Source organism: Dactylosporangium cerinum, assembly GCF_042653625.1.
GTDB lineage: Bacteria > Actinomycetota > Actinomycetes > Mycobacteriales > Micromonosporaceae > Dactylosporangium > Dactylosporangium cerinum.
Window position 1 is genome coordinate 1 of sequence record NZ_JBHSIU010000095.1, and the last position, 26,505, is coordinate 26,505.

Consider the following 26,505-nt stretch of genomic DNA (forward strand, 5'->3'; position numbering starts at 1 on the left):
GCACCACCCAGATTCGTCCCCGACCCCACACTGGACACCTGCGTCGGCCGACCCTGCGCCACGTCCCGCACCCCGCCGGAGGCACCGAAGATGGCCGCGATGTCCACGGCGTTGGCGATGGCCTGGTAGCCGGCGTCGTTGGGGTGCAGGTGGTCACCGCAGTCGTAGGCGGGCAGGAACCGCTGCACGTCGCCCGGGTCGTGGGTGGCACCGTCCTGGTCGAGGATGTGGTCGCAGCCGCTGTTGGCGCCCCGGATGAAGGCGTTGATCGCCGCGCGGCCGTTCTCGCCGGTCTGGGTCCAGTAGCCGGCGCCCTTGAACGGGGTGAGCGTGGAGCAGATGAACTTCAGGCCGGCCGCGTGCGCGGAGGCGATCAGCTGCTGGATGCCGGTGATGAGCTGGGCGGCGGTCGGTGGGTGGGCGTCGCCGAGATCGTTGATCGCGTCGTCGGAGAAGATCACCCACTTGACGCCGGGCTGCTGGATCACGTCGCGCTGGAAGCGGTTCAGCGCGCTGGGACCGGCGCCGTCCTTGAGCAGGTCGTTGCCGGAGATGCCGGCGTTGAGCACGCCGACGGTGTGCCCGGCGCTGTTGAGCCGGCCGGCGAGCAGGTTCGGCCACCGGTGGTTGGCGCCGAAGGCCGAGGCGTAACCGTCGGTGAGGGAGGCGCCGAGCGCCACCACCGCGCCCTCGGCCGCCGGGTTCTGCACGTCGAGGTTCGTCAGAAACGAATACGACCCGCTCGTGGCCGGGTTCGACAGCGTCGCCTGACCGGACGCGTCGCCGGCCACGGTGTAGCTGGTCTGGTTGCCGAGCTGGTGCTGCGTGGCGCTGCCGGTCGCGGCCGGCAGGTAGAAGCTCACCGCGACGTCGGACTCCGCACCCACCGCGAAGGCGATGCTGTCACTGATCGCGGAGCCGCCGGCCGGCACCGTCACCGATCCGGCGCCGCCGAACGTCACGGTCCTGGCCGAGGCGGTCACGACGGACGATCCGCCGGCCGACTGCGCGATCTGCACGTCGGCGAAGGTGACCGGCTGCGAGCCGAACACGTTTGACAGCCGGATGCGGGCAGCGGTGCCACCGATCGAGGTCCGCACGACCTGACGGAGTGTCTGCCGGTTGAAGGTGCCGCCACCGGACTGCGGCGCCACCGCCCAGGTGCCGGTCCACGGTGTGTCTGCGGCGGCGCTGGCGGACGGCGGGTGGACCAGCTGGGCGGCGGCACCGGTCGCGAGCAGCACCGCGAACACGGCACCGCCGATCAGCCCCCGCAGCGCTCTCCCCCGACGTTTGTTGCTCACCATGTGTTGTCCTTTCCAAGGCTCAGATTCCGTGCTGCGGGCGCCCAACCCGGATCGCCGGTCACGCCGTGCCGACAAACGGCCGCGCGGGAGGGTACGCCGATCCCCTCCCGCGCGGGCCTTCACTCACCTGCACACATCCCTGCTGGTCAGCCGTACACCTCCATCTCGTACAGCGAATAACCCCATTGCCCGGACAGCTGGGTGCCTTGCATGCGGACGTATCTCGCCTGGCCGCTGACGGGGATCCGTTCGGTGCCGCCGGACGAGTTCGCCTGGGTGTAGAGGTCACGCCAGGTCGAGCCGTCCGTGGACGCCTGCAGCTTGTACCCCTTGGCGTAGGACGCCTCCCAGAGCAGGTCGACCTCGCTGATGTTGACGGTGCCGCCGAGGTCCACCTGCACCCAGTTGTTCACGTTCTGGTTGGCGGCCCAGCGCGACGACGGGTCGCCGTCGAACGCCTTCGCGGCGGTCTGCGTGCTGCTCGACTCCGACGACGCGGAGGCGGGTTTGCCCAGCGCCAGGTTGGTCCGGCCCGCGGTGGTGGTGATGTTCAGGGTGGTCGCCCGGCCGGCCTGCAACGGCACAACGCGGGCGATGCTGCCCAGCGGTGAGCTCTGCACCGGGCTGCCGTCGGTGGTGATCGAGGCGATGCCGTTGCGCTGGATCACCGTCAGGTTCTGGTTGATCTTCGAGGTCAGCGTCACCTTGACCGTGTGGGCGTTGTTGTCCCAGGTCAGGTTGTTGATGGTGAACTGGCCCTTGCCCAGCATGCCGTTGATGGAGCCCTTCGGCAGGCCCGCGGGCATCGCCGGCAGCAGGTCGATCGTGCCCGGCTGGGTGGCGGCCGCCATCTCCATCATGATCGTGGGCACGGAGTTGACCACGTCGGTGGCGAACACGCTGTGGTTGTTGTAGTGGGAGGTGGCCATGCTGCTGTAGTAGTAGTCGTCCTTGGCGAACCGCAGCAGCTTCGCGTTGACCGAGCCGGCGTTGTTGAGGTCGGCGGCGATCAGGGCGCCGTGCAGCAGGCCGTGGCCGGCGTTCTCGTAGTTGCCGGCGTCCTTCTTCTGCAGGAACACCTTGGCCGCGTTGAACTGTGCCGCGTTCGTCTCCGGGGTGAGCTCCCGGTACGGCCAGATGGGCATCAGGCCGCTGGAGTGCCGGTGCTGGTACTGGTTCTGGTTGGCCAGGCCGGGCCACGCCCATTCGGCGAGGGCACCGTCGTTGTTGATGAGGTACGGCGGCAGGTTGTTGAGCTTCTCCTGCCAGACCGGGATCTTGTCAGCGTCCCGGCCGAGCGTCTGACTCGTTTTGATGAGCGTTGACAGGGCGAACCGGGCCCCGGCGATGTCATACACCGAGTTGTTCGCCAGCGGCACCCCACCCGCCGGGCGGTTCTCCGGCGAGATCGACCCGGTGAGGATGTACTTGCCGTTGGCGTCCTTCTTGACCAGGAAGTCCTCGTAGAAGTCACCCATGTCCCGGATCAGCGGGTAGTACTTGTTGGCCAGGAACGTCGTGTCGCCGCTGACCTGGTAGTACTCCCAGAACGGGTACAGCAGCCACGACTCGCCGCCGGTGACGTACTGGTACGGGTAGTCGAAGTTGATGTTGGAGATGAGCCCTTCCTCGTTCGGGGTGTTGCCGCCGGTCAGCATGCCCCGGGTGCCGAGCAGTTTGCGGGCGTTGGTGCGGAAGTCGGCCTGCCACTGCTGGTTGAGGTAGAAGTACCCGGCCATGGCTTCGGGCATGTTGCCGACGTTGCCGCCGGAGATCTGCAGGTTGAGGTTCGCGTCCAAGTGGTAGTAGCCGTCCCAGCCGACGTTGCTGTCACCGGTCCAGTTGCCGAGCAGGTCCGGTGCCGCCGTGTCGTTGCTGGAGGCGAGCAGGTGGTAGCGGCCGGCGGAGAACATCCGCTCGTACAATGCCGGGATCGGGTTCCCCGACGCCTTCTGCTCGGTGAGCAGTTGCTCGGTGGACTTGGCCCGGTCCGACGCGCTGGCGCCGAGGTCGTAGGACACCCGGTTGAAGATCTCGCGGTGGTTGCTGGTGTGGCGGTTCAGCAGCGCCTGGTAGGTGTCGGTGATCCCGGACAGCCTCGACTGCAGCAGCTGCCGGTTCCATTCGGTCTCGGCGGTGACGCCGCCGTTGTAGGTGCCGTTGTAGCGCTGGGTGAGCGACAGCAGCGTCACGTAGGTGGCGTTGGCGACGACCACGTTGGTGCCCGACATCGTTTTCGTGCCGTCGGTCAGGATCCGGGTGACGCCCTCGTATCCGGCGTTGTAGCTGCCGTTGGGGTACTTCGCCCGGAGGTTGAGGAAGTTCACGTTGGAGGTGTTGGTGAACGTGACCCCCTTGTTGGTCAGGTTCATGCCCGCGTCGACGGACAGGCCGAGCGTCACGTTCAGCCGCTGCCCGCTCGGCGCCGGCAGGTTCTGCACCGTGATGCCGTCGGTCCGCGACACGAACGAGTCGCGTTGCCAGTTGCCCTTGTCGTCGGTCCATTTCACCGACACCACGCCGTTGGCGTAGTCGGTGGAGCGCACGTAGTTGCGGACGGTGCCGGCGTCGGGCATCTGCATGGTCATCTTGAAGCCCGGATGCTTGCTGCCCTCACCGCCGCCGCCGTAGCCCTGGACGTCGGCCGCGAGCTGGTTCGCCGACTGGTACTGCCCGGCGATCAGCTGGTCCCGGATCCGGTTGATGTTGTCCGCGCTGACGGTGTTGAAGGTCCGGTGCGGGCGGGCCTCCGAGCGCGCCATGAAGAACCGCTTGTCGTTGAAGACCACGGTCTCGTTGCGCGGGTTGCCGAAGACGATGATGCCCTGCTTGCCGTTGCCGGCGAGGAGCCCGTTGGCCCAGTCGCCGTAGGTCTGCGGGTAGGTCGTCGAGGGCGCGACCGTCGCCGAGCCACTGCCGCCGCCGCCACCATTCGGCGGGCCTTCGCCGTACACCTCGAACTCCCACAGCGAATAGCCCCACTGGGTGTTCGGGGTGACGCCCTGCATCCGGACGTGGCGGGTGGTCCGGTTGACGGTCACCGTGTCCGAGCCGCCGTCGCCGGTGGTCGTGGAGGACACGTCCGTCCACTGTGTCCCGTTGTCGGAGACCTGCACCTTGTACGCCCTGGCGTAGGCCGCCTCCCACGACAGGACCACTGTGGTCACCGGGTAGGCGGCGCCGAGGTCCACGGAGATCCAGGCGTTGTTGTCGTTGCTGTGGTCGCTGGACCACCGGGTGCTGCCGTTGCCGTCGATGGCGTTGCCGGCCACGAGCGTGCCGTCCTGGTAGGAGGCGGTGGCGCGGGCGGCGGAGTTGCGGGCGAGGTTGACGGTGTCGGCGAGGGCGGCCGGCAGCCGGACCGCGGCCGTGCCGAGGACCAGCACGGCCAGGGCGATGCCGAGCAGTCGCCGCTTTGTGTTGCGTCTCATGGTGTGTCCGTCCTTCACCGGGTGGCGATGCGCAGCGAGGAGATGGCGTCGTTGTTGCCCGTGGGCAGCAGGTTGTCGGTGTCCGCGGTGAAGGTCCAGGCGGTGCCCGCGAAGCCCGCGTCGGCGTAGCCGGTGACCTGGTAGCCGGCCGGCACCCGGATCGAGGAGATGCTGTCGTTGGCGATGCCCGCGGCCTGCAGCTGCGGCAGGTCGTAGCTGCCGACGCCGAGCGTCGCCGAGGTGCCGGCGTAGCCGGCGTCGCCGTAGACCGTCGGTCCCGTGCCGCCCGCCGGCGTGCCGTACACCTCGAACTCCCACAACGAATAGCCCCATTGGGTGTTCGGGGTGACCCCCTGCATCCGGACGTAGCGGGTCGTCCGGCCGATGTTCACGGTGTCGTTGCCGCCGTCACCGGTGGTCGTCGAGTACACGTCCGTCCACTGTGTCCCGTTGTCGGAGACCTGGACCTTGTATCCCCTGGCGTAGGCGGCTTCCCACGACAGCACCGCCGAGGTGACCGCGGCGGGGGCGCCGAGGTCGACGGTGATCCAGGCGTTGTTGTCGTTGCTGTGGTCGCTGGACCAGCGCGACGCGGTGTTGCCGTCGATGGCGTTCGCGGCGACGAGCGCACCGTCCTGATAGGACGCGGTGGCCCGGGCGGCGGCGGTGCGCGACAGGTTCACCGGCACGCCGACCGGCGGCGCGGGCGGCTTCGGCACGGTCTGCCCGGCCGGCGGCCACAGCGTGAACGTGTTGGCCCCGTTCTTCGCACCGGCGAACGGCCCGGCCATGACGTTGCCGGTGTTGATCGCGCCGCCGAAGAAGTCGGTGGTCACGTCGGCGGCGATGCTCTCGTTGGCCCGTGGGATGGTGCCGACCCGGGCCCTGGTCGCCGGGGTCAGTCCGCTGATGCCGGTGGCGTTGAGGTTGAAGCTGAGCTGCATGGCCGTGTTGGTCGCGGTGTACTGCACGTTGGACACGACGCCTGCGAAGTTGCCTTCCTTCACGTGCGTCTTGCCCGTCGCGTTGTCCGGCAGGGTCGAGCCCTGGACCAGGTTGTTGTACCAGAAGTCCTTCTGCGGCGAGGTCAGCGCCGTCGACTCGTTCATCGTGCCCGGCTGGAAGTAGTACGCGTCCCGGCCGCCGCCGTCGATGGCGAACCGGCCGTTGTCGATGAACAGGTTGTTGGCGAAGACGATGCCGGTGGCGTCCAGCGTGCGGATGTCGCTGTTGCCGATGAAGACGTTGTTGTCCACCAGGATCGGGCCGTGAACGGCCTCGGCGTAGTACCCCCACGGGGCGTTCATGACGATGTTGCCGGTGACCCGGACGTTCTGGTTGCCCCAGTCGGTCCAGATGCCGGCGGAGTTGCCGCCGCGGGAGTTCTTGATGTAGTTGCCCTTGATGAGGCCCTCGTTCATGTAGTGCACTTTGATCGGGGCCGTCTCCGCGCCGCTGAACTCGTTGCGGTAGTTGGTGTCCTCGATCATGTTGTAGAGGATGTCGGAGTTCCACGAGAAGACACCGGCGATGCCGGACTGCCCGGACTTGCCGATGTAGTTGTTGCGCACGATGTGCGAGCCGTACTTGCTGGTCTCGCGGAAGTTCGTCCGGGTGGTGCCGGGCCGGTTGCCGGCCCACTCGTCGTTGCCGAGGCCGATGTCGATGCCGATCGTGCGGGCGTTGACGACGACGTTGTTCTGGATGATCCAGCGCAGCCCGCCGTTGACGCTGATCGCGCCGGCCTGCCGCCGCGTCGGGCTGTCCGGGAAGTCCGAGTAGGTGTTCGCCGCGTGCTTCACGATGAGCCCGTCGACGGTGATGTACCCCAGCCCCCACGCGTCCGGGGCGAAGATCTGCCGCCGCACGTTGATCTCGGCCAGTTTGGCGTTCGGGTCGGCGCCGTTGAAGTTCGCCGAGATCGTCGTGTTGCTGCCGGACACCTGCGAGAACCAGGTGTTCGGCGCGGCCTGCACGTCGCTGAGCGCGGGCTTCTCGCTGTACGCCTGCTCGTCGAGGTAGACGTCGCCGGCGTTGTAGCCGGGGAAGGTGGCTCCCCCGCCGCCCTGCGGGTGGCCGGTCGCGTAGGGGTTGTAGCCGCCGAAGTAGGTGTTGGGCAGCGTGACGCTCCAGACGTTGCCGGTGCCGCGCACCCAGCTGTTGATCTCCTCGGAGCCCTTGACCACGACGTCGCCGTCGCCGGCCCTGGTGTAGGTGATGCGGGCCGTCTCGCCGGTGCCGCCGCGCGCGGGCTTGACCGTTTCGCGGTAGAGCCCGGCGTGTACGAGCACCGTGTCGCCCGGCTGCGCCTCCTGCGCGGCGCGGTTGATGGTCAGGTACGGCGCGGCCTGGGTTCCGGCGTTGGCGTCGTTGCCGTTCTTGGCGACGTGGATGACCCGCGGCGCTGCGGCGTCTGCCGGTCCTGCGGTCACCACGGTGATCACGACAGCGGCGGCGGCGCAGAGCGCCGTGATCCCGCCCGCGAATCGTGTCGCCGGGCGGGTTCTGCGGTGTTTCATGTGGGGTCCTTTGCGGATGGCGGATTCCACGGTGATCGCCGGTCACCAGTGGACGGCGGCGGTGACAGGGGGCATCGCCGCCTGGCGAGGACTCAGGCGGTTGGCGGGGTGTGCGGAAGGTGGGCCGACCGCGGCGGTTACGGTCGGACCGTGGTGCCCTCGAGGCCGCCGATGACCTCGGGGTCACAAAGTTAGATTATTAATCTAAGCTTGTCGTGGATGGACGTCAACCGGGCGGATCGGCTGATCCGCGGACGGTACCCGGGATCGGCCGGTTCGCGCTAGAGGCTTGCCGTCGATCGCCACGTATTACCCGGCGACGGTGGTCAGGGTCCGGTCCGGCTCCGCCGGTGCGTGCATCCGCCGGTCCACGGCGAACACCAGCGCCGCGGCGGACGTTGCCGCGGCCGCGAGCACCAGCCAGAGCGGGACGGGCGTGCTGATCAGGTACACCGCGACCGGCGGCCCGACCGTGTTGCCGACCTGGAACGTCGCCCACGCGGCGCCGGTGGCCCGGCCCAGGGTGCCGGGCGGGGCCAGCCGCTCCACGAGCGGGTAGAACGCCGGGCTGTAGGCGCACTCGCCGAGCGCGAACGTGACCATCATGACGACGAGCAGCGCGACCCTGGCCCCGCCGCTCACGGCACCCGCGGCGTAGCCGACCAGCCACGCACCTGCCCACGCGAGACTCATCGCGATCAGCGCACGTGTCTTGTGCACCCGCTCCACCCAGCGGGACACCGGCAGTTGCCCGGCCAGCACGACGAACGTGCCGACGGCATACAAGGCGCCGACCAGCGTCGTGGAGCCGCCCAGGTCGGTGCGCACGGCGAGCGGCACGCCGCTGTCCAACTGCGCCATCCCGAACGTCACCAGCAGCAGCTGCGCGACCAGCAGCAGCACGTAGCTGCGCCCGGGCCGGAACCGCGCCAGGGTCTTCCGCTGGGACCCGACCGCCTCGACGTCCCGCGGCAGGGGGACGAAGACCGCGATCACCACGGCGTACAGCGCGCAGCTGACGCCGTCGGCGGCGAACAGCCACCGGTAGGTGGCGTCGGTCGCGGCACCCAGCAGCAGGCCGCCGAGCCCGCCGCCGACGCCCAGGCCGACGTTGAGCAGCAGGTACCGCATCGACATCGTGCGGACCTTGGCCTCCTCGCTGCCGCTGAGCCTGGCGATGATCGGGATCACGGCCGGCAGGAACAGCCCGGTGCCGACGCCGATGACGAGCAGCGCCACCAGCTGGGCGGCGTAACCGCGCCCGGCGGCCAGCAGCAGCCATCCCGCCGTCTGCACCAGCAACGCACCGACCGCGACCGCCCTGGGCGAGCGCCGGTCGACGAGCGCACCGCCGTATACCGACATCGGCACCGCGGCGCCGGCGAGCACGAGCAGCAGCACCGCCGTCTCCCCGGCCGGCAGCCCCTGCAACTGGTGCAGGTAGATCGCCAGGAAGGGGTAGCAGAGCCCGGTGCCGACGGCCGACAGCCCGTACCCGCCGACGAACCACCACGCGGGGCGGCTCAGCCGCCGGTCCGCGCGGCCGGGTCGAACCCTGCCCATGCCGGCTCCCTCGCTGCCGGTCAGCGGTGCTGGGCGAGGAGGTGGTCGATGACCGCCGGGGTGAAGGCGGCCGACAGCTGCGGCACGTGCCCGCCGTCCTTGATCGTCCACAGCACCACCTGGCCGCCGTCGCGGCAGCCCGACTGGTAGCTGGTCACGGTGGTTTCCGCGCCGGGCAGGACAACCTCGAGGTCCAGCTTGGCCGCCGGCGTGATCTGGTCCGAGCAGCCGTTGAGCCGCCGCCACCGCTCGACGCCGGTCGCGGCCGAGGGGTAGGGCCGGCCGCCGTTCCTGCCGCCGTCGAAGCGGATGGTGTCGTCGGCGGTGCCGTGGATCTGCAGCACGCCGACCGGCCGCGACGGTGCGCACCCGGTGGCGTCGTCCGCCACGGCACCGGCGAGCGAGACGATCGCCGTCACGGTGTCCGCGTGCTCGCACGCCATCCGGTACGCCATGAATCCGCCGTTCGAATGCCCGACGACGTACACCCGGGCCGCGTCGACGGCATGCGCGGCCTTCACCGCATCGATCAGTTGTTGGAGATACGTCGAATCGTCGACGCCGCTGCGGTCGAAGTCGCAGCACGCGTCGGTCGCGTTCCAGAACCGCTCGTTGCGGGTGTTCCTCGTGCCGTCGGGTGCCGCGACGAGGAACCCACGGCGGTCGGCCTCGGCGGCCAGCCCGAAGTAGTCCCCGGCCTCGCGCGCATCGGACCCGAACCCGTGCAGCAGCACCACCAGCGGCATCGCCGTGCCGGTGGCGTACGAGGTGGGCAGCCGCAACGTGAACGGCCGCCCGCTCAACGGGACGGTCACCGTCGCGCCCGGCCCGACCTGCTCAGGCTGCTCAGCCTCCGGTGCCGCCCCGCACGCCGCCAGGACGGCCAACACCAGCACACCGATCCAGCCGAGTCTCGCCATACGTCGATCCTGCCCGTACCCGTGCGATCGACGAAACTCAAATTCCCATGATCCGGTAGAGCCTGTGCACCCAGGGGTGCGCAAGGTCTACCGGATCATGCGGAAGCCCGGGCGGACACCTGCGGCCCGTGGCCGGGGGCCACCGAGCCCTGCAGCACCAGCGCCGCCCCACCGATCGCCGCCGAGTCCCTCGGGTTGCTCGACAGGTCGACCTGCACGTCGTGCACGTCCCGCGCGAACGCGCCCTCCGCCAGCCGGCGCCGGATCTCGGTGACGTAGATCGATCCCGCGACCGCGAACCCGGGACCGGCGAGCACCAGCGTGTCGATGTCCCACAGGTTGGCCAGCAGCACCGCGCCCTCGGCGAGCAGCTCCGCGGACTCGTCGATCAGCGCGGACGCCTGCTCGTCGCCGTAGATCGCGGCCCGGGCCAGCACGTCGAAGGCCCGCGCGTCGGGGTCCTCGTCCCGGATCCGCAGCCGGGCGGCCAGGCCGGGCATCGACCGGGCCCGGGCGACGAGGACGCGGGGCGCGGCGTACTGCTCCAGGCAGCCACGGTTGCCGCAGTGGCACCGCTCGCCGTCGCGGACGACGGCCAGGTGGCCGAGCTTGCCCGCGTTGGAGCTCGCGCCGCGGTGCAGGGCGCCGTCGAGCACGACGCCGGAGCCGATGCCCGAGTTCATGTACAGGCAGCCGAAGGTGCGCTCCCGCGACACCTGCCGCCCCCAGAACTCCCCGACGGTCGCGGCCGCGGCGTCGCTGTCGACGAGCACCGGCACGCCGAGCCGGCCGGTCAGGGCGTGGGCCAGGTCGAGCCCGGCCGGCCGCTGCGGGCCGGGCAGCGACAGGAACCGGCCGCGCGCCACGTCGACCGGGCCCGGGCCGACGACGGCCATGCCGGCCACGCTCTGCGGTGGCAGGCCCAGGCCCTGCGTGACCTCGTGGTACAGGTCGGCGAGCCGGGCCACCAGGCTCTCGGACGGGCTGCCGCCGGAGGGGGCGGCGACGAGCTGGCGGCCGACGGTGCCGCCGCGGGTGTCGGTGACCACGCAGGTCAGCGCGTCCGCGGCCACGTGGATCCCGACGCCGTAGGCCGCGCGGGAGTTGATGACCAGCATGGAGCGGGGCTTGCCGCGGGTCGCGACCAGGTCGCCGGTCTCGCGCACCACGCCGTCGTCGATGAGCCGGCGCACGATGTTGGAGATCGTCGGCTGGGTGAGGCCCGTCGCCTTGACCAGCTCGACCCGGCTGATCGGGCCGGAGGACCGGATGAGGTCCACGATGAGCGCACGGCTACCGGGCCCTGCGGCCGCGGACTCCCGTCGCGCCACGCTCAACCGCCTCTCGTCTCGCCGTACGCTGTCGCACGACTACGTTACGGGGACGAAGGTTAATCCACGAGGAGGCGCTCATGGCCGCGGTACCCACCGCCTCGGTGTCGAAGGGCACGCCGGTCGGGCTGGCCCTGGTGCGCGACGCGGAGGTTCTGGGCGCCGAGCCGTTCTTCCACGAGTTCATCGCGGGCATCGAACGCGTCCTCGTCCCGCTGGGGGTGCCGGTGCTGCTCCAGGTGGTCGCCACGGTGCCGCAGGCGGTCGAGCGGATGCGGGCCTGGGCGCAGTTCGGCCAGGTGCAGGGGGTCATCCTCATCGACCTGCTGCCCGGCGACGAGCGGGTGGCGCTGGTCAAGCGGCTGGGCCTGCCGTGCGTCGTCATCGGCGACCCGGTCACGGCCGAGGGGCTGCCGACGGTGTGGACGCAGGACGAGGTCGCCATGCGCGACGTCGTGGTGCAGCTGGCCGCGGCCGGTCACACACACCTCGGCCACGTCGGCGGCCCGGCGCAGATGGCGCACACCATCATCCGCCGCCACACGTTCGAGGCCGTCGCCGCGGAGCACGGCATCCGCACGACGTCGTTCGACGGCGACTACTCCGAGGCCGCGGGCGTGCGCGCGGTCACCGCCCTCGCGGCCCTCGAACAGCGGCCCACCGCGCTGGTCTTCGACAACGACGTCATGGCGCTCGGCGCACTGCACGAGGCGAACCGCCTCGGGGTGGCCGTGCCGGCCGAGCTGTCCGTGGTCGCCTGGGACGACTCGGCGTTGTGCCAGCTGGCGGAGCCGCCGCTCAGCGCCGTCAGCCACGACGTGCAGGAGCTGGGCGAGCTGGTCGGGTCCTGCCTGGCCGAGGCGCTGTCCGGGGACGAGCCGCGGGTGGTGCGCACGGCGCCGGCGCGGCTGGTGGTCCGCCGCTCCAGCCGGTAGCCGTGCCGGCGGGGCGCAGGTGACCCCGTCGCAGCCTGGTGCACAACAGCTACCAGGAGTCGGTCCCGCTAGTTCATAGATTAAAAATCTTTGTTATTGACTTCGCCGGTGCGGTCGGACACGCTGTGTCGGCACCCCTTCCGACGCGCCATCCCTGCGTCGATGCGCAATCACCCCTTCCTGCCCAAGACGTAAAGGACTCCCTATGGACCACCGCACCAGGCCGCGGGCCGTGCGCGCCGTGGCCGCATTCGTCATCAGCGCCGTCGCCCTCGGCCCCGCGCTCGCCGCCTGCGGCTCAGACGAGAAGACCGCCGCCCCCGACTCCATCGACGTCGTCACCCGCTGGTCGGCCGGCAACTCCGCGGCGGCCGCCCAGAACCGCGTCTTCCAGGCGTTCACCGCCGAGACCGGCATCAAGGTCAACGTCACCGAGGGCCTCGAGACCATCGACGACCAGGTCGAGAACGCCGTCGCCGCGGGCAAGTCGCCCGACCTGGTCATCGTCAACCTGTTCGACAAGACGCTCGGCTGGCTCGACACCGGCGTCACCGTCCCGGCCGACCAGTACGTCAAGGACTGGGGCCTCGCCGACAAGATCAAACCCGCGGCGCTCAACGAGTGGCGGGTCGGCGGCGCCCCCGCCGGCAAGCTGCAGGGCCTGCCGTTCTCCGGGTTCAGCTGGCCGCTGTGGTACAACTCCGAACTGCTCAAGAAGGCCGGCGTCGACAAGATCCCGGCGACCACCGACGAGCTCATCGCCGCGGCCGCGAAGCTGCGGGCAGCCGGCGTCGGACCCCTCGCCGTCGGCGGCAACGACTGGACCGGCCAGAAGCTCTTCTACCAGATCGCGCAGTCCTACACCGACGCGTCGAGCCTGCAGCAGGTCATGCAGAAGGGCGGCTACTGCGCCACGCCGTCGGTCCTGGAAGGCATCAAGCTGTTCACCCAGCTGCGCGACGCCGGCGTGTTCGTCGACAACGCCGCCGGGCTCACCGCCGACGCCATGTACGCGTCGTACTACTCCGGCAAGTCCGCGATCATGCCCGCCGGATCCTGGGCCTACACCGAGTCCACGGCGTCCGGCACCGGCATCGACAAGAAGACCACCCTCGGCGGGTTCCCGATCCCCAGCGGCGCCACCTTCAAGAAGCCGACCGCGTTCCGCGGCTTCACCGGCGTCGGCTTCATGATCACGAAGAAGGGCGCCGAGCCGGGCCGCATCGACAACCTCCGCAAGTTCATCACGAAGTTCTACGCCGACACGTCCGTCGGCGACTTCGTCAAGGACTCCGGCATCCTGCCGCCCACCACCGGCGACTTCGCCTCGTACGCCACCAACCCGCTGCTGTCACAGTCGCTCGGCCTGGACGCCACCGTGGACTACGCCGTGCTGCCCGACGTCTGGATCGGCGCCGCGTCCGACCGGATCATCCAGGTCCTCACCGGCGCCTACGGCAAGTCGACGCCGCAGCAGATCTGCGCCGGGCTCGACACCGCCACCAAGGGCTGACCCAAGCCAGTCGCGCTGGGGCCGCCGTCGGCGGCGGCCCCAGCCTGTCGCGCAGGGCCGCCGTCCGCGGCGGCCCAGCCAGTCGCGCGGGGGCCGCCAGCCGCGGCGGCCCCCGCCAAGTCCGAAGGAACGTCAGATGTCCTCCACCAGCACCCTGGCCCGCCCCGCCGCCGCGCGGCCGACCCGCACCCGCCCCCGAAAACGCGGCCTGCACTCCCCCCGCGTGCTCTGGCTGGCGGTGCCGTCCCTGGTGTGGTTCGCCGTCTTCGCCGTGGGCCCCCTCGCCGCGATGTTCGTCATCGCGACCCTGCGGTGGAAAGGTCTGCTGTACGAACCGACCTACGCCGGCACGGAGAACATCACCAAGGTCTTCGACGACCCCACGTTCTACGCCGCGATACGCAACAGCGCCGTCCAGGTCGCCGTCGCCATCCCACTGATGATCCCGCTGTCGTTCATGCTCGGCTACCACCTCAACAGCCGGCCCCGCGGGTACCGCATCCTGTCGATCCTGTACTTCTCGCCCGGCCTCATCTCCATCTCCGTCACCGGCATGGTCTTCTACGGCGTCCTGTCCCCCGACGGCGGCGTCAACGGCGCCCTGCGCGCGGCCGGCCTCGACACCTGGGCCACCGCCTGGCTCGCCGACCCCAGCACCGCCCTCGCCACCCTCATCGCCATCGACCTGTGGCGCGGCATCGGCTGGACCGCCGTCCTGTTCGCCGCCCGCCTCGCCAGCCTCCCGGCCGACGTGCTCGAAGCGGCCCGCATCGACGGCGCCGGACGGTTCCGCACCATGTGGCAGATCGCGTTCCCCATGGTCAAGGACTACGTCCGCACCCTCACCATGCTGCAGTACCTCTGGACGCTGTTCACCTCCGCCGCCCTCATCCTCCTGCTCACCAAGGGCGGACCCGGCACCTCCTCCACCACCCTGTCCTACCTGGTCTACGCCAAGGCCTTCGCCCAGCGGGACCTCGGCTACAGCCAGGTGGTCGGCGTCGTGCTCCTCCTCCTCGGCATCGCCGGGATGGCCCTGATCCACGTACTGCTGCGCAGCCCCCGGGAGAACCCTCGATGACCACCATCCGCCGACCCCGCCGCACCGGCGGACCGGCCGCGACCGTCCTGTCGTGGCTCTACGCACTGCTGCTCGCCGCGCCCCTGTACTACCTCGCCGTCAGCGCCCTCAAGACCAACATCGAGATCTTCACCCGGCCGTTCGCGCTGCCCACGCACTGGCTGTGGGAGAACTTCAGCACCGCCTGGCGGACCGCCGACCTCGGCGGCGCACTGCTCAACTCCGTGCTCATCTCCGCCGTCGCCATCGTGCTGACCCTCGCGCTCGCACTGCCCGCCGCGTACGCCCTGGCCCGCCAGGACAACCGCCTCGCCCGCGTCATCACGGGCGCATTCTCGGCCGGCTTCCTCATCCCGCCGTTCGCCGCGCTCATCCCCACCGTCATCCTGGCGATCAAGCTGGACCTGTTCTACACCCGCGAGTTCCAGATGCTGTTCCTACCGGCCAGCGCCCTGCCGCTGTCAGTCCTGCTGCTCACCCAGTTCATGCGCACCGTCCCGCCGGCCCTGGTGGAGTCCGCCGCCCTCGACGGCGCCGGCCACTGGCGGCTGCTGATCAGCGTGTTCATCCCGATCGCGATGCCGGGGCTGGTCAGCGTGACGATCCTGCAACTGCTCACGTTCTGGAACGAATACCTGTTCTCCCTCACCATCACCGGCACCGCGCCGGACGTGCGCACCGTGCAGGTCGCCCTGCCCACCCTCATCTCCGACGCCACCAACTTCGGCGTGCTGACCGCCGGCACCGTGCTCACACTGCTGCCGGTCTACGTCACGTACGCAATCTCCAGCCGCCGTATGCAGGAAGCACTCACCGCAGGGGCGGTCAAGGGATGACACTCACCACGCAGGCGACGACCGCCACCGCTGTCCGGCACGACCTCGGCGGCACCTGGCAGCTCACCTGGGCCGCCGGTCCGGCGACCGTTCCCGACGCGGTGCGCACCGCGACCATTCCCGCGCAGGTGCCCGGCGAGGTGCACACGGCGCTCCTCGCTGCCGGGCTCATCGACGACCCTGACGTCGGCTGGGGCGAGCGCGAGCAGCTGTGGGTCGGGCATTCCCGCTGGAACTATCAGCGGCACGTGCGGTGGTCGCCGACCCCGGGTGCCCGCACCGATCTCGTCGCCGACGGTCTGGACACGATCGCCGCGGTGTTCGTCAACGGGCTGCGGGTCGGTGCCGCGCAGGATCAGCATCTGCAGTACCGGTGGCGGGTCGACGACGTGCTGCAGCCGGGTGACAACCTCGTCGAGGTGCGGTTCGCCTCGGCCTGGGACGCCGCGCTTGCCCACGAGCGCGCGCACGGGCCGTTGCCCAGCCCGTATGACGAGCCGTACGCGCACGTGCGGAAGGCGGCGGCGAACTTCGGCTGGGACTGGGGGCCGCATCACGTGACCGCCGGGATCTGGCGCGGGATCCGCCTGGAGACGTACACGGGGCGGATCGAGCATGTCCGGCCGCTCGTGCGGCTCACCGACGACCACGGCACCGCCCACGTGACGGCGCACGTGCGGGTCGACGCGCCGGCGGGCACCCTCGTCCGGGTCGAGCTGACCGGCCCGGACGGCACGACGGCCGGAGCCGCGACGAAAACGGTCACCGGGTCCGAGGTCGCGATCACCGTGCCGGTCGAGGGCCCCGAGCTGTGGTGGCCGATCGGGCTCGGCGGGCAGCCCCTGTACCGCATCCAGACGACGATCGAGCACGACGGCGTGGTGCTCGACGCGGCCGCCGCCCGCATCGGTCTGCGTTCCGTGGCCGTCGAGGAGGCCCCGGACGAGTTCGGCACCCGGTGGGCGCTGGTCGTCAACGGCCGTCAGGTGCGGGTGCGTGGCTACAACTGGATCCCGGATGACACCTTCGCCGGCCGGGCCACCCCTGAGCGCGTGGTCCGGCGGATCGAGCAGGCCGTCGCCGGCAACGCCAATCTCCTGCGGGTGTGGGGTGGCGGGCACTTCGCGACCGAGGAGTTCCTGGACGCGTGTGACGAGCGTGGTGTGCTGGTCTGGCACGACTTCCTGTTCGCCTGCGCGGCGTACTGCGAGGACGACGACATGGTCGAGCTCGTCACGGCCGAGGCTGAGCAGGCGGTGGCGCGGATGTCCGCGCATCCGAGCCTGGTGCTGTGGTGCGGTGGCAACGAGACGGTGCTCGGCCGGCATCACTGGGGCTGGGCGGACCAGCTCGGCGATCGTGGCTGGGGTGCGGCGTACTACCTCGATGTGCTCCCCCGGGTCCTGGCGCGGCTCGACCCGACCCGCCCGTATCTGCCGAACTCGCCCTGGTCCGGCAGCCTCGACCGGGATCCGGTGGCTGACAGCCACGGCCCGACGCATCTGTGGAATCCGTGGAACGACAACGATTACGTGCATTACCGCGACCACGATCCGTCGTTCGTCGCGGAGATGGGCTGGTGCGGCCCGGCCGCGTGGACCACGCTCGAACGCGTCCTGGACGGGCAGACGCCGGGCCCCGACTCGTCCCTCACGCAGCACCATCTGCGGGCTATCGACGGCCTGCACAAGCTCACCCGGGGGTTGCAGCCGCACGTGCCGGCCCCGGCCACGGGCGCGGACTGGCACTTCGCCACGCAGGTGGTCCAGGCCCGGGCCGTCGCGACCGGTGTGGAGTGGTTGCGGTCCCGGGAGCGGTGCGGTGGGGTCGTGGTGTGGCAGCTCAACGACTGCTGGCCGGCGATCAGTTGGTCGGCGGTGGACCATGCGGGGATCGAGAAGCCGTTGTGGCATGCGCTGCGCCGTTCGTTCGCGCCACGGCTGGCGACGATCCAGCCGGTGCAGCCGGGTCCGACCCATGACCCGACCGGCGATGCGGGACTCGTGCTCGCGCTCGTCAACGACGGTGCCGCGGACTGGCATCCGCAGGTGCTGATCCGGCGGGTCGGGCTGAACGGCCAGGAGCATGCCCGGGCCGACCTGTCGCTGTCGTGCCCGGCCGGTGGCCTGGTCCGTGTGCCGGTCGACTCCGGGGTCGGCCGGCCCACGGACCCGCATGCCGAGTTGCTGGTCGTGGACGTCGACGGGGTGCGGACCACGTGGAGCTACCGCCCGGAGCGGGAGCTGACGGCGCCGCGGCCGGAGCGCCGGGTCGAGGTCGCCGTGGCCCGTGGTGAGCTGAGGGTCACGGTCACCGCGGGGACGGTCCTGCGCGACGTGTGCGTGTTCGCCGACCGGCTTGCCGGGTCGCTCGGCCTGGAGGGGCCCGACCTGGTCGTCGACGACGCCCTCGTCACGCTGTTGCCGGGCGAGCAGCACGTCTTCCGCGTCACCCGCCGCGACGGCGGTGCCATCCGTTCATCCACTGTGGACGGTGCCGTCCTGGACCTCGCGGTCCGGTCGTTCGGCGAGGTCACCGGGTAGAGGGGGACGGCCGGGCGGACCTTGGTGAGCATCAGGTCGAGGAACTGGTCGGGGTGGCGGAACGATGCCCAGTGGCTCGCCTCCCCGATCAGTGCGAAGTCCTTGACCGGTGCGGTGGCGTCGTCGAAGAACCGCCTGGCCGACGCCGCCGGGGTGATCACGTCCTGCTCGCCCCGGAAGGTGAGCAGCGAGCCCACGACCACGGTTCTGAGGGTGTGCAGCGTCAGCGGGTCGGAGCTGACGGTGTGTTTGTTAGGCTCGCCTAACCACGATCGGCGTCGAAGGTGGTTCCCGCGACACCTGACGTTCGCCATCCGTTTCGGCCCGCTTCACCGGCGCCTCCGAGGCTGCTCAAGGAAATCCCGCAGTCGCGTATTTGGAGAGTGCCACCGTGACAGTTTCTCGCCGTCAGGTTCTCAGTGGTGGGGCCGCAGCGGGCGTCGGCCTGACCGTCGCCGGGGTGCTGCCGACCCTCGCCGAGCCCGCCGCCGCGCACGAGGCGCACTGGCCCGGCGGCGGCCCGTCGTCGGGTGGGCGCCCGTTCCCGCCGTTGAAGGACGACCCCAACGGCATCCTCGCCCTGCCCGAGGGCTTCACGTACAACATCGTCACCCGCGAGGGCAGCACCGAGCTGTCCGGCGGCCAGGGCAAGACCCCCGGCTACCACGACGGTGCGGGCGTGGTCGCGGCCGGCCACAACAAGCTGACGATCATCCAGAACCACGAGCTGAGCCCGCACCTGTCGGCGTTCGGCGTGCAGCACATCCCCGGCACCGTCTACGACCCGGGCGCGATCAACGCCGGCGGCTGCACCGTCATCACCACCGACGGGCAGGGCCGGCGCACCGGCGAGTGGGTCGGCATCTCCGGCACCGTGCGCAACTGCGCCGGCGGCGTGACCCCGTGGGGCACCTGGCTCACCTGCGAGGAGACCACCATCAACGCCGGCGCCACCTGGACCGCGGGCGGGCAGACCGGCACCTACGAGAAGAACCACGGCTACGTCTTCGAGGTCCTGCAGGCCGAGTCCGGCAAGCAGATCCCCAAGCCCATCAAGGCGTTCGGCCGCTACGACCACGAGGCGCTCGCGATCGACCCCGACCTGAAGCACGTGTACCTGTCCGAGGACGCCAGCAGCCCCAACGGCCTGTTCTACCGGTGGAGCTCCACCGACGGCCGCCGGCTCGGTCTCGGCATCGCCAACACGCTCAGCGACACCGCCGGCAAGCTCGAGGCGATGCAGATCCGCCTCGACGACGGCAGCATCCTGCCGGACGTCGCCTACCTCACCTCGGCGCAGATCGGCCGGCCGTTCAAGGTGACCTGGATCGAGGTCCCGGACCGGGAGGCGACCACCAAGCCGGTCCGCACCCAGTTCGCCGACGGCACCGTGACCCGCGGCAAGAAGTTCGAGGGCGTCTGGAGCACCCGCAAGGGCTGCTACATCGTCAACAGCTTCGCCTTCGGCGCCAACGACCTGCCCGCCGACGCGACCAAGCACGACGGCATGGTCTGGTTCTACGACTACTCCGACCAGACCATCACGCTGGTCTCGTACTTCCCGCACAACGCCGCCGCCGAGGGCGAGGGCCCGGCGCCGAAGTACGCCGACCTGACCTTCGACGGCCCGGACAACGTCACCGTCACCCCGTGGGGCACCCTCGTCCTCGCCGAGGACGGCGTGCGCGCCTCGCACGTGCTCAGCTCGGTGCCGGGCGGCCCGACCTACGCCATCGCCCGCAACATGCTCAGCAACGGCACCTCCAACGGCTCGCCGACCTACTCCGAGTTCACCGGCCCGACGTTCTCCCCGGACGGCAAGGTCCTGTTCGTCAACATCCAGGTCCCCGGCATCACCCTGGCCATCACCGGCCCGTGGGGTCGCTACCTGGGCTGATTCCACCGCCCCCGGCCGCTCTCACGGGGCGGTCGGGGGTGCCCACAGCCGGTCGGCGTCACCGGCGGCGAGCCGCCCCCGGTACACGCCGATCTTGTGGTCGATGAGCTCCAGGTTGTCCCGCAGTTCCTCGATCTTCGCCAGGACCTCGGCCCGGTGGTCCTCCATGACCTCGAGCCGCTCCTCCTCGTTGCCGTGCCCGTCGGCGACCAGCTCGGCATACCGCCGGATCGCCCTGATCGGCATGCCGGTGGCGCGCAGCCTGGTGCAGACCAGGATCCAGTCCAGGTCCAGCTGGCGGTAGCGGCGCCGGCCGCCCTGGGTGCGGTCGACCTCGGTGATCACCAGCCCGGCCCGCTCGTAGTAGCGCAGCGTGTGCACACTCACGCCGGTGCGGCGGGCCGCCTCGGCGATCGTGATGCCCGCCTCGGACCGCTTGACTTCGAGCACGCTCGCAATTTTAGCGTCGCCTGATGACCGAACTCAGCGCTCGCCGGCGGTCGCTCGTCCTGGCCGTCTGCTGCGCCAGCATGATCGTCGTCGTCATGGACATCTCCATCGTCAACAGCGCGCTGCCCCACATCCAGCGCGACCTCGACGCGTCCATGACCGGCCTGCAGTGGACGGTCGACGCCTACACCCTCGTGCTGGCCGCGTTCCTGCTCCTGGCCGGGTCCAGCGCCGACCGGTTCGGGCGCAAACGGGTCTTCCAGCTCGGCCTGGCCGTGTTCGGGGCCGGCTCGCTGCTGTGCGGCCTGGCGGACTCCGTGGGCTGGCTCGTCGCGGCGCGGGTCGTGCAGGCGGCCGGCGGCACCATGCTCAACCCGGTCGCGGTCGCCATCATCGCCAACACCTACCCCGTCCCCGCCGAGCGGTCCAGGGCAATCGGCGTGTTCGGCGCGATGTCAGGCCTGTCACTGGCGCTCGGCCCGGTCCTCGGCGGCGCCCTGGTCGACGGTCCCGGCTGGCGTGCCGTGTTCTTCATCAATGTACCGATCGTCCTCGGCGCCCTGATCCTCACCACGCTGCTCGTGCCGGAGTCCCGCGCGCCCCGCGCCCGCCGCTTCGATCCCGTGGGGCAACTGCTCGTCGTCGTGGTGCTCGGCGGCACCGTCTTCGCCGTCATCGAGGCCAACCGGGCCGGCTGGACGTCGCCGATCGTGCTCCTGCCGCTGGCCGCCGCCGTCCTGGCCGCCGCGGGCATCGCCGCCTACGAACCGCGCCGCGCCGACCCACTGCTCGAACTGCGCCTGTTCCGCAGCGTGCCGTTCACCTCGGCGATCCTCATGGCCGGCTGTGCCCTGTGCGCGTTCGGCGCGTTCCTGTTCGTGACCACGCTCTACCTGCAACACGTCCGCGGCCTGTCCGCCTTCCGAGCGGGGCTGTGCCTGCTGCCGATCGGGGTACTGATCGCGACGCTCTCGCCGTACACCGGCCGCCTGATCGCAACACGCGGACCGCGGCTGCCACTGATGGTCGCCGGGGGTGCCCTGGCGCTCGGCGGGCTGTTGTCGCTGCTGATCGGGCCGGTCACCCCGCTGCCGCTGGTGCTGGCCGTCTATCTCCTCTTCGGTGTCTTCCAGGGCACCGTCAACCCGCCGATCACGAACACCGCCGTCGCCGGCATGCCCCGCTCGATGGCGGGCGTGGCGACGTCCCTGGCCTCCGCCGGGCGGCAGACCGGCACCACCCTTGGCGTCGCGATCGCCGGGACCGTCGTCGGGTCCGTCAGCGGCGGCACGGCCTTCACCGACGCCGAGCACGGCGTGTGGTGGCTGGTGTACGCCCTGGGCCTGGCCATACTCGCCCTCGCCGCCCTCAGCACCGGCGCGTGGGCGCGCCGCACCGCTCAGGTCCTCGTGCGGGAAGAGTGAATTTCCGGCATGCCGCCGCCGGCGCGACCCGGTTCGCGCAGGCTGAGTCGGGCCCGCGCTCCGCGCGAGCACAGGCTTGAGTCAGGCCCGCGCTCCGCGCGAACAGGCGAAAGGGGCTGCGGTGCGGCGGATCGTGGACGGCGTGTGGGAGCTCAGGTCCGGCTACGTGCACGCGCACCTGATCGAGGTCGACAACGGCCTCGTCCTCGTCGACACCGGCCTGCCCCGCCGGGCCGGGAAGCTCGCCCTCGCCGTCCGCCGGACCGGCCGCGACCTCGCCGACCTGCACACGATCCTGCTGACCCACCAGCACCCCGACCACATCGGCTCCCTCGCCGACCTGCGGCAACGCACCGGCGCCCAGGTCGTCGCGCACCGCCAGGACGTCGCGGTCATCACCGGCGAACGCCCGCAGCCGATCCACCACTGGGTGATGCGGCTGTCGGCGCCGTTCCTGAAGGCCGACCCGGCGCCGGTCGACCGGATCCTCGACGGCGACGGCCCGACCGGCGTCCCCGGCATCACCGCCGTGCACACGCCCGGCCACACCCCCGGGCACGTGTCGTTCCTGCTCGACCGGGCCGGTGGGGTGCTCTTCGCCGGGGACGCGGCCAGCGCGATGTTCGGCCGGGTGCGCCCGACGCCCCGGGTGGTGAGCGCCGACCCCGCCCTGGCCCTGCGCAGCGCGGCCCGGCTCGCCGAGCTCGACTTCCGGGTCGCCGTGTTCGGCCACGGCTCCGCCGTCACCGGCGACGCGGTGGCCCGCTTCCGCGACTTCACCGCCCGTCACCGCTCTTAGGTCATCAGCTCCAGCGCCCGTTGGCGGACGTCGGCGTAGCGTTCGTGCACCTGCGGGGTGCTTGCGGTGGTGACCTCCTCGGCCGCGACCGGCCACTGCGGCGGCTCGGCACCACCGGACAGCGCCCAGGCCGCCTGCCGCGCCGCGCCGAGGGCGACGTACTCGACCGGGCTCGGCACGCTCACCGGCGCGCCGAACAGCGCCGGCGCGATCGCCTGCACCGCACGGGACCTGGCCGCGCCGCCGATCAGCAGCACCCGCTCGACCGGCACGCCCTGGGCGCGCAGCGCGTCGAGGGCGTCGGCGAGGCCGCCGAGCATGCCCTCCACCGCGGCCCGTGCCAGGTTCGCCGCCGACGCGTTCGCCCGGGACAGCCCGGCGAGCAGACCACGGGCGCCGGGCAGGTTCGGGGTGCGTTCCCCGTCCAGATACGGCAGCAACGTCAGCCCGCCCGCACCCGGCGGCGCCGAGAGCGCCAGCTCGTCGAACCCGGCCGGTGACCGGCCCAGCAGGTCGGCGACCGTGCCCAGCACCCGGGCCGCGTTGAGCGTGCACACCAGCGGCAGGAACCGGCCGGTCGCATCGGCGTAGCCGGCCACCAGGCCGCTCGCGTCCGCGGTCGGCACGTCACTCAGCCCGAACGCACACCCCGACGTGCCCAGCGACACCGCCACGTCACCGGGGCGCAGCCCGACGCCGAGCGCCGCGCCCATGGTGTCCCCGGTCCCGGCCGACAGCAGCGCGCCAGATGCGGTCTCGCCGACCACCTCGGCGGGCCCGGCCACCCGGGGCAACGCCAGATCCCGGCCGAAGGCGAGCCGCACCAGATCCCGGCGGTACTCCCCGGCCGCCGGCGACCAGTACCCGGTGCCGGACGCCTCGCCACGGTCGGTCGTCGGCGCTCCCCCGCCCGCGCGCAGCCGGTGCGTGAGCCAGTCGTGCGGCAGCAGCACCGCGGCGGTCCGGGCCGCCAGCTCCGGCTCGGCGCGGGCGAACCAGCGCAGCTTGGTGACCGTGAAGCTGGCCACCGGCACCAGCCCGACCGCGTCGGCCCACGCCCGCGGCCCGCCGAACTCGCCGGTGAGGTCGGCGGCGGCGCGCGCCGAGCGGGTGTCGTTCCACAGCAGGGCGGGGCGCACCACCTCGCCGGCCTCGTCGAGGCAGATCATGCCCTGCTGCTGGCCGCCGACGCCGATCGCCGCGACCCCGTCCAGCAGCCCCTCGCCGGCCCGCTCGAACGCGGCCCACCACAGCTCGGGGTCGACCTCGGTGCCGTCGGGGTGCGGGGCGCGGCCCTCGCGGAGCACCTCTCCGCTGTCCGCGTCGCACACCACGACCTTGGTGGACTGGGTCGACGAGTCAACTCCGGCAACCAGCGTCATGACAATGCCTCCCATCCGGTTAGTTCATAACTCTGCCAAACCTCTCCGGGACACGGCAACAATTTTCTGCTCGACCGTGTAGACATCGGTGGGGGCGCTCCGACGTACCAGGCGAGCGACGGAAGCGCCGTCACGCAAGCAAGGAGAAACCGATGAAGTACGTGATCCTGATCCACTCCAACCCGCAGCCCTGGGGCCACCCGACGAGCGACTACCTCGCCGCCCACCAGGCCCTGCCCGACGACGTCCGCAAGCGGCTGAACGCGGAGTTCGAGCAGGTCATGACCGAGCTGCAGGCCAACGGCGAGCTGCTCGGCGGCGAGGCACTCGGCGACCCCGCCGGCGCCCGCCTGTACCGGTGGCGCGACGGCGAACCCCTCGCCAGCGACGGGCCGTACTCGGAGGCGAAGGAACACCTGGCCGGCTTCTTCCTCATCGACGTCGACAGCAAGGCCCGCGCCGAAGAGGTCGCCGCCCGGTTCTCCGGCCCGGACGAGACGGTGGAGCTGCGGCCGATGATGTGGCCCGGAGGCGACGACCAGTGAAAGCCCTCGACGACGTGTGGCGCCGCGAGGCGCCGCACGTCCTCGGCGCGCTGCTGCGCAGGTACTCCGACCTCGGAGACTGCGAGGAGGCGCTGCAGGAGGCGGCTGAGGCGGCCGCCGCCCAGTGGCCGGTCGACGGCGTGCCCGACTCGCCAAGAGGCTGGCTGATCACGGTCGCGTCCCGGCGGCTGATCGACCGCGCCCGCGCGGACTCGGCCCGGATCCGCCGCGAGACCCTCGACGCCGCGCAACGCCCCGAGGACCTCGACATCCCCGACCGTGACGACACGCTGCGACTGTTCTTCCTGTGCTGCCACCCCGCGCTGACCCGCCCGTCGCAGGTCGCGCTCTGCCTGCGGTCGGTGGCCGGCCTCGGGGTGGAGCAGATCGCGGCCGCGTACCTCGTCCCGGCCCGCACGATGACGCAACGCCTCACCCGGGCCCGCACCGCGCTGCGCCAGGCCGGCGCCCAGTTCGTCATGCCGTCCGAGCCGGAGCTGCCCGACCGGGTCGCGGCCGTCATCGACGTGTGCCACCTGGTGTTCACCGAGGGGTACGCGCGGACGTCCGGTGAGGCCCTGCTCGACGTCCAGCTCGCCGAGGAGGCGATCCGGCTCATCCGGCAGCTGCACGCCGCGCTGCCCGACCACGCCGAGGTCGCCGGCGCCCTCGCCCTCATGCTGCTCACCCACGCCCGCTCCCCCGCCCGGGTCGACCCCACCGGCGACCTCGTGCCGCTCGCCGAGCAGGACCGCTCGCTGTGGCGCCGCGACCTGATCACCGAGGGTGTCGAACTGCTGGAACGGACCCTCCCCCGCGGCCACGTCGGCAGGTTCCAGTTGCAGGCCGCCATCGCCGCGGTGCACGCCGAGGCCGCAACGTATGAGGAAACCGACTGGCTGCAGATCAGCGTGGTGTACGACATGCTGAGCCGGGTCGCGCCGGGCCCCGCCGTCACGCTGAACCACGCGGTCGCCGTCGCCATGGCGCACGACCCTGCGGCCGGCCTCGCCATGCTGGAACCGCTGCTGGACGACCCGGCCATGCAACGGCACCACCGGCTGTACGCCGTGCGCGCCCACCTGCTCGACCTCAACGGCGAGCCGGACGCCGCCGACGAGCAGTACCGGATCGCCGCCCGGCTCACGACGAGCCTGCCCGAGCAGCGGTACCTCAACCGGAAGCTGACCCGGTAGATCTTGGCTGTTCAGCAGTGCGAACTCTGACCTTCCGGGTGAACCGGACCGGTCCGCCGACGTGCGAATCTACGCGGCCGGTATCGATCCTCCACGGGGAGCCCGCAATGATTCGAATTCCAGCCTCACGGGTCGCCGCCGGCGCCCTGCCGCAGGTCTGCGCCAAGCACGGCCACGCCGCCATCGAGACCAAGGCCGTAAAAATCATCTCGAAGCCGCCGGTCTGGGCCGCCCCGCTCATCATCGTCGGCGCGCTGCCGTACCTGATCGTGGTCATGGCCCTGCGCAAGACGGTCAAGGCCCCGGCCTGGCCGTGGTGCGAGGAGTGCGCCTCCGAGCGCAAGACCCGCTTCAGCGTCGGCTTCGGCCTCCTCGCGCTCGGGCTGCTGCTGTTCGTGGGCGCGTTCGCCCTCAACAACGACACCTCCGGGCTGCTCTTCGCCGTCGGCCTGCTCGCCCTGCTGATCGGGCTCATCTTCGCCCTCCGCGGCGGCGTCCTGCCGATCACCGGCGCCTTCACCTCGAAGGACGGCCAGTTCGTCGAGGTCCCCAAGGGCAGCGAGCACTTCGCGATGGTGCTGTCCCGCATGGCCGCCCGCGTCTGACCGCCGAACGCCCCCTGCTCCAGCAGGGGGCGTTCGCCGTTCCTACAAAGAGTGCCGGGACTCGAACCCGCGACGCCCGAGCGTGCGCCACCGCGTCCAGCGCCGCGACGGAGCAGGCGTCGTTACCGATGCGTTGATGCTCGGCAACGACGGATGGACATCCGCTCATGCTTGATATGCAGGTAATCCTCCTTCACCTTCAGCATGTTGATGCTGGTAGGTCGGGCA

At 71.0% G+C, this 26,505-nt stretch carries 19 protein-coding genes; 11 read left to right on the forward strand and 8 right to left on the reverse strand.

Annotated elements, in window-relative coordinates:
* From ACFPIJ_RS51430 to ACFPIJ_RS51455, 6 genes are all read right to left on the reverse strand, one after another.
* The coding region (locus tag ACFPIJ_RS51430; RefSeq protein WP_380126833.1) for a GDSL-type esterase/lipase family protein at positions 1–1,307 on the reverse strand (1,307 nt) is incomplete at its 3' end.
* A 146-nt stretch (positions 1,308–1,453) separates the two neighbouring features.
* Positions 1,454–4,738, reverse strand: a complete 3,285-nt coding sequence (locus tag ACFPIJ_RS51435; protein ID WP_380126835.1) for a glycosyl hydrolase family 95 catalytic domain-containing protein — start codon at positions 4,736–4,738, stop codon at positions 1,454–1,456.
* 14 nt (positions 4,739–4,752) lie between these two features.
* Complete coding sequence (locus tag ACFPIJ_RS51440; protein WP_380126836.1) at positions 4,753–7,257, reverse strand: galactose-binding domain-containing protein; 2,505 nt, start codon at positions 7,255–7,257, stop codon at positions 4,753–4,755.
* A 309-nt stretch (positions 7,258–7,566) separates the two neighbouring features.
* Positions 7,567–8,820: an MFS transporter gene (locus tag ACFPIJ_RS51445; protein ID WP_380126838.1), complete on the reverse strand. Its 1,254-nt coding sequence runs from the start codon at positions 8,818–8,820 to the stop codon at positions 7,567–7,569.
* Positions 8,821–8,840: 20 nt separating this feature from the next.
* Positions 8,841–9,740 carry a CE1 family esterase gene (locus tag ACFPIJ_RS51450; RefSeq protein WP_380126839.1) on the reverse strand — a complete coding sequence of 300 codons (900 nt, stop codon included), beginning with the start codon at positions 9,738–9,740 and terminating at the stop codon, positions 8,841–8,843.
* 95 nt (positions 9,741–9,835) lie between these two features.
* A complete protein-coding gene (locus ACFPIJ_RS51455) occupies positions 9,836–11,020 on the reverse strand; it encodes an ROK family transcriptional regulator (RefSeq protein WP_380126840.1) in 1,185 nt (394 codons plus the stop codon).
* Positions 11,021–11,151: 131 nt separating this feature from the next.
* Between ACFPIJ_RS51455 and ACFPIJ_RS51460 the strand changes: the two genes are divergently transcribed.
* From ACFPIJ_RS51460 to ACFPIJ_RS51485, 6 genes are all read left to right on the forward strand, one after another.
* Positions 11,152–12,006: a LacI family DNA-binding transcriptional regulator gene (locus tag ACFPIJ_RS51460; protein ID WP_380126841.1), complete on the forward strand. Its 855-nt coding sequence runs from the start codon at positions 11,152–11,154 to the stop codon at positions 12,004–12,006.
* A 205-nt stretch (positions 12,007–12,211) separates the two neighbouring features.
* Positions 12,212–13,519 carry an ABC transporter substrate-binding protein gene (locus ACFPIJ_RS51465; RefSeq protein WP_380126842.1) on the forward strand — a complete coding sequence of 436 codons (1,308 nt, stop codon included), beginning with the start codon at positions 12,212–12,214 and terminating at the stop codon, positions 13,517–13,519.
* A 136-nt stretch (positions 13,520–13,655) separates the two neighbouring features.
* Positions 13,656–14,600, forward strand: coding sequence for a carbohydrate ABC transporter permease (locus ACFPIJ_RS51470; RefSeq protein ID WP_380126843.1), 945 nt, complete (start codon positions 13,656–13,658; stop codon positions 14,598–14,600).
* Entirely contained in the window at positions 14,597–15,436 is an 840-nt protein-coding gene (locus ACFPIJ_RS51475) for a carbohydrate ABC transporter permease (RefSeq protein WP_380126844.1), read from the forward strand. The genes ACFPIJ_RS51470 and ACFPIJ_RS51475 overlap by 4 nt, the downstream gene beginning before the upstream one ends.
* The gene (locus ACFPIJ_RS51480) at positions 15,433–17,979 is read left to right on the forward strand and encodes a glycoside hydrolase family 2 protein (protein WP_380126845.1); all 2,547 of its coding nucleotides are present in this window, start codon (positions 15,433–15,435) and stop codon (positions 17,977–17,979) included. Before ACFPIJ_RS51475 ends, ACFPIJ_RS51480 begins: the two co-directional genes overlap by 4 nt.
* Positions 17,980–18,370: 391 nt before the next feature.
* Entirely contained in the window at positions 18,371–19,876 is a 1,506-nt protein-coding gene (locus ACFPIJ_RS51485) for an alkaline phosphatase PhoX (protein WP_380126846.1), read from the forward strand.
* Between the two features lie 21 nt (positions 19,877–19,897).
* Here ACFPIJ_RS51485 and ACFPIJ_RS51490 read toward each other — a convergent pair whose 3' ends face one another.
* Positions 19,898–20,326 (reverse strand): MerR family transcriptional regulator, encoded by a 429-nt coding sequence (locus ACFPIJ_RS51490; RefSeq protein ID WP_380126847.1) that lies wholly within the window; start codon positions 20,324–20,326, stop codon positions 19,898–19,900.
* A gap of 23 nt (positions 20,327–20,349) precedes the next feature.
* Here ACFPIJ_RS51490 and ACFPIJ_RS51495 point away from each other — a divergent pair, with 23 nt between their 5' ends.
* Together ACFPIJ_RS51495 and ACFPIJ_RS51500 are read left to right on the forward strand one after the other, a co-directional pair.
* Positions 20,350–21,750 (forward strand): MFS transporter, encoded by a 1,401-nt coding sequence (locus ACFPIJ_RS51495; protein ID WP_380126849.1) that lies wholly within the window; start codon positions 20,350–20,352, stop codon positions 21,748–21,750.
* A gap of 121 nt (positions 21,751–21,871) precedes the next feature.
* Positions 21,872–22,549: an MBL fold metallo-hydrolase gene (locus tag ACFPIJ_RS51500; protein ID WP_380126850.1), complete on the forward strand. Its 678-nt coding sequence runs from the start codon at positions 21,872–21,874 to the stop codon at positions 22,547–22,549.
* On the opposite strand, the gene xylB is transcribed toward ACFPIJ_RS51500, so the two are convergent.
* A complete protein-coding gene (gene xylB / locus ACFPIJ_RS51505; protein ID WP_380126851.1) occupies positions 22,546–23,931 on the reverse strand; it encodes a xylulokinase in 1,386 nt (461 codons plus the stop codon). The two genes, ACFPIJ_RS51500 and xylB, sit on opposite strands and share 4 nt — an antisense overlap.
* Positions 23,932–24,083: 152 nt before the next feature.
* Between xylB and ACFPIJ_RS51510 the strand changes: the two genes are divergently transcribed.
* The 3 genes from ACFPIJ_RS51510 (at position 24,084) to ACFPIJ_RS51520 (ending at position 26,277) form a co-directional block, all read left to right on the forward strand.
* Positions 24,084–24,476, forward strand: coding sequence for a YciI family protein (locus tag ACFPIJ_RS51510; protein ID WP_203850250.1), 393 nt, complete (start codon positions 24,084–24,086; stop codon positions 24,474–24,476).
* Complete coding sequence (locus ACFPIJ_RS51515) at positions 24,473–25,672, forward strand: RNA polymerase sigma factor (RefSeq protein WP_380126852.1); 1,200 nt, start codon at positions 24,473–24,475, stop codon at positions 25,670–25,672. Before ACFPIJ_RS51510 ends, ACFPIJ_RS51515 begins: the two co-directional genes overlap by 4 nt.
* A gap of 107 nt (positions 25,673–25,779) precedes the next feature.
* Positions 25,780–26,277 (forward strand): hypothetical protein, encoded by a 498-nt coding sequence (locus ACFPIJ_RS51520; protein WP_380126853.1) that lies wholly within the window; start codon positions 25,780–25,782, stop codon positions 26,275–26,277.
* The last annotated feature ends 228 nt before the right edge of the window (positions 26,278–26,505 follow it).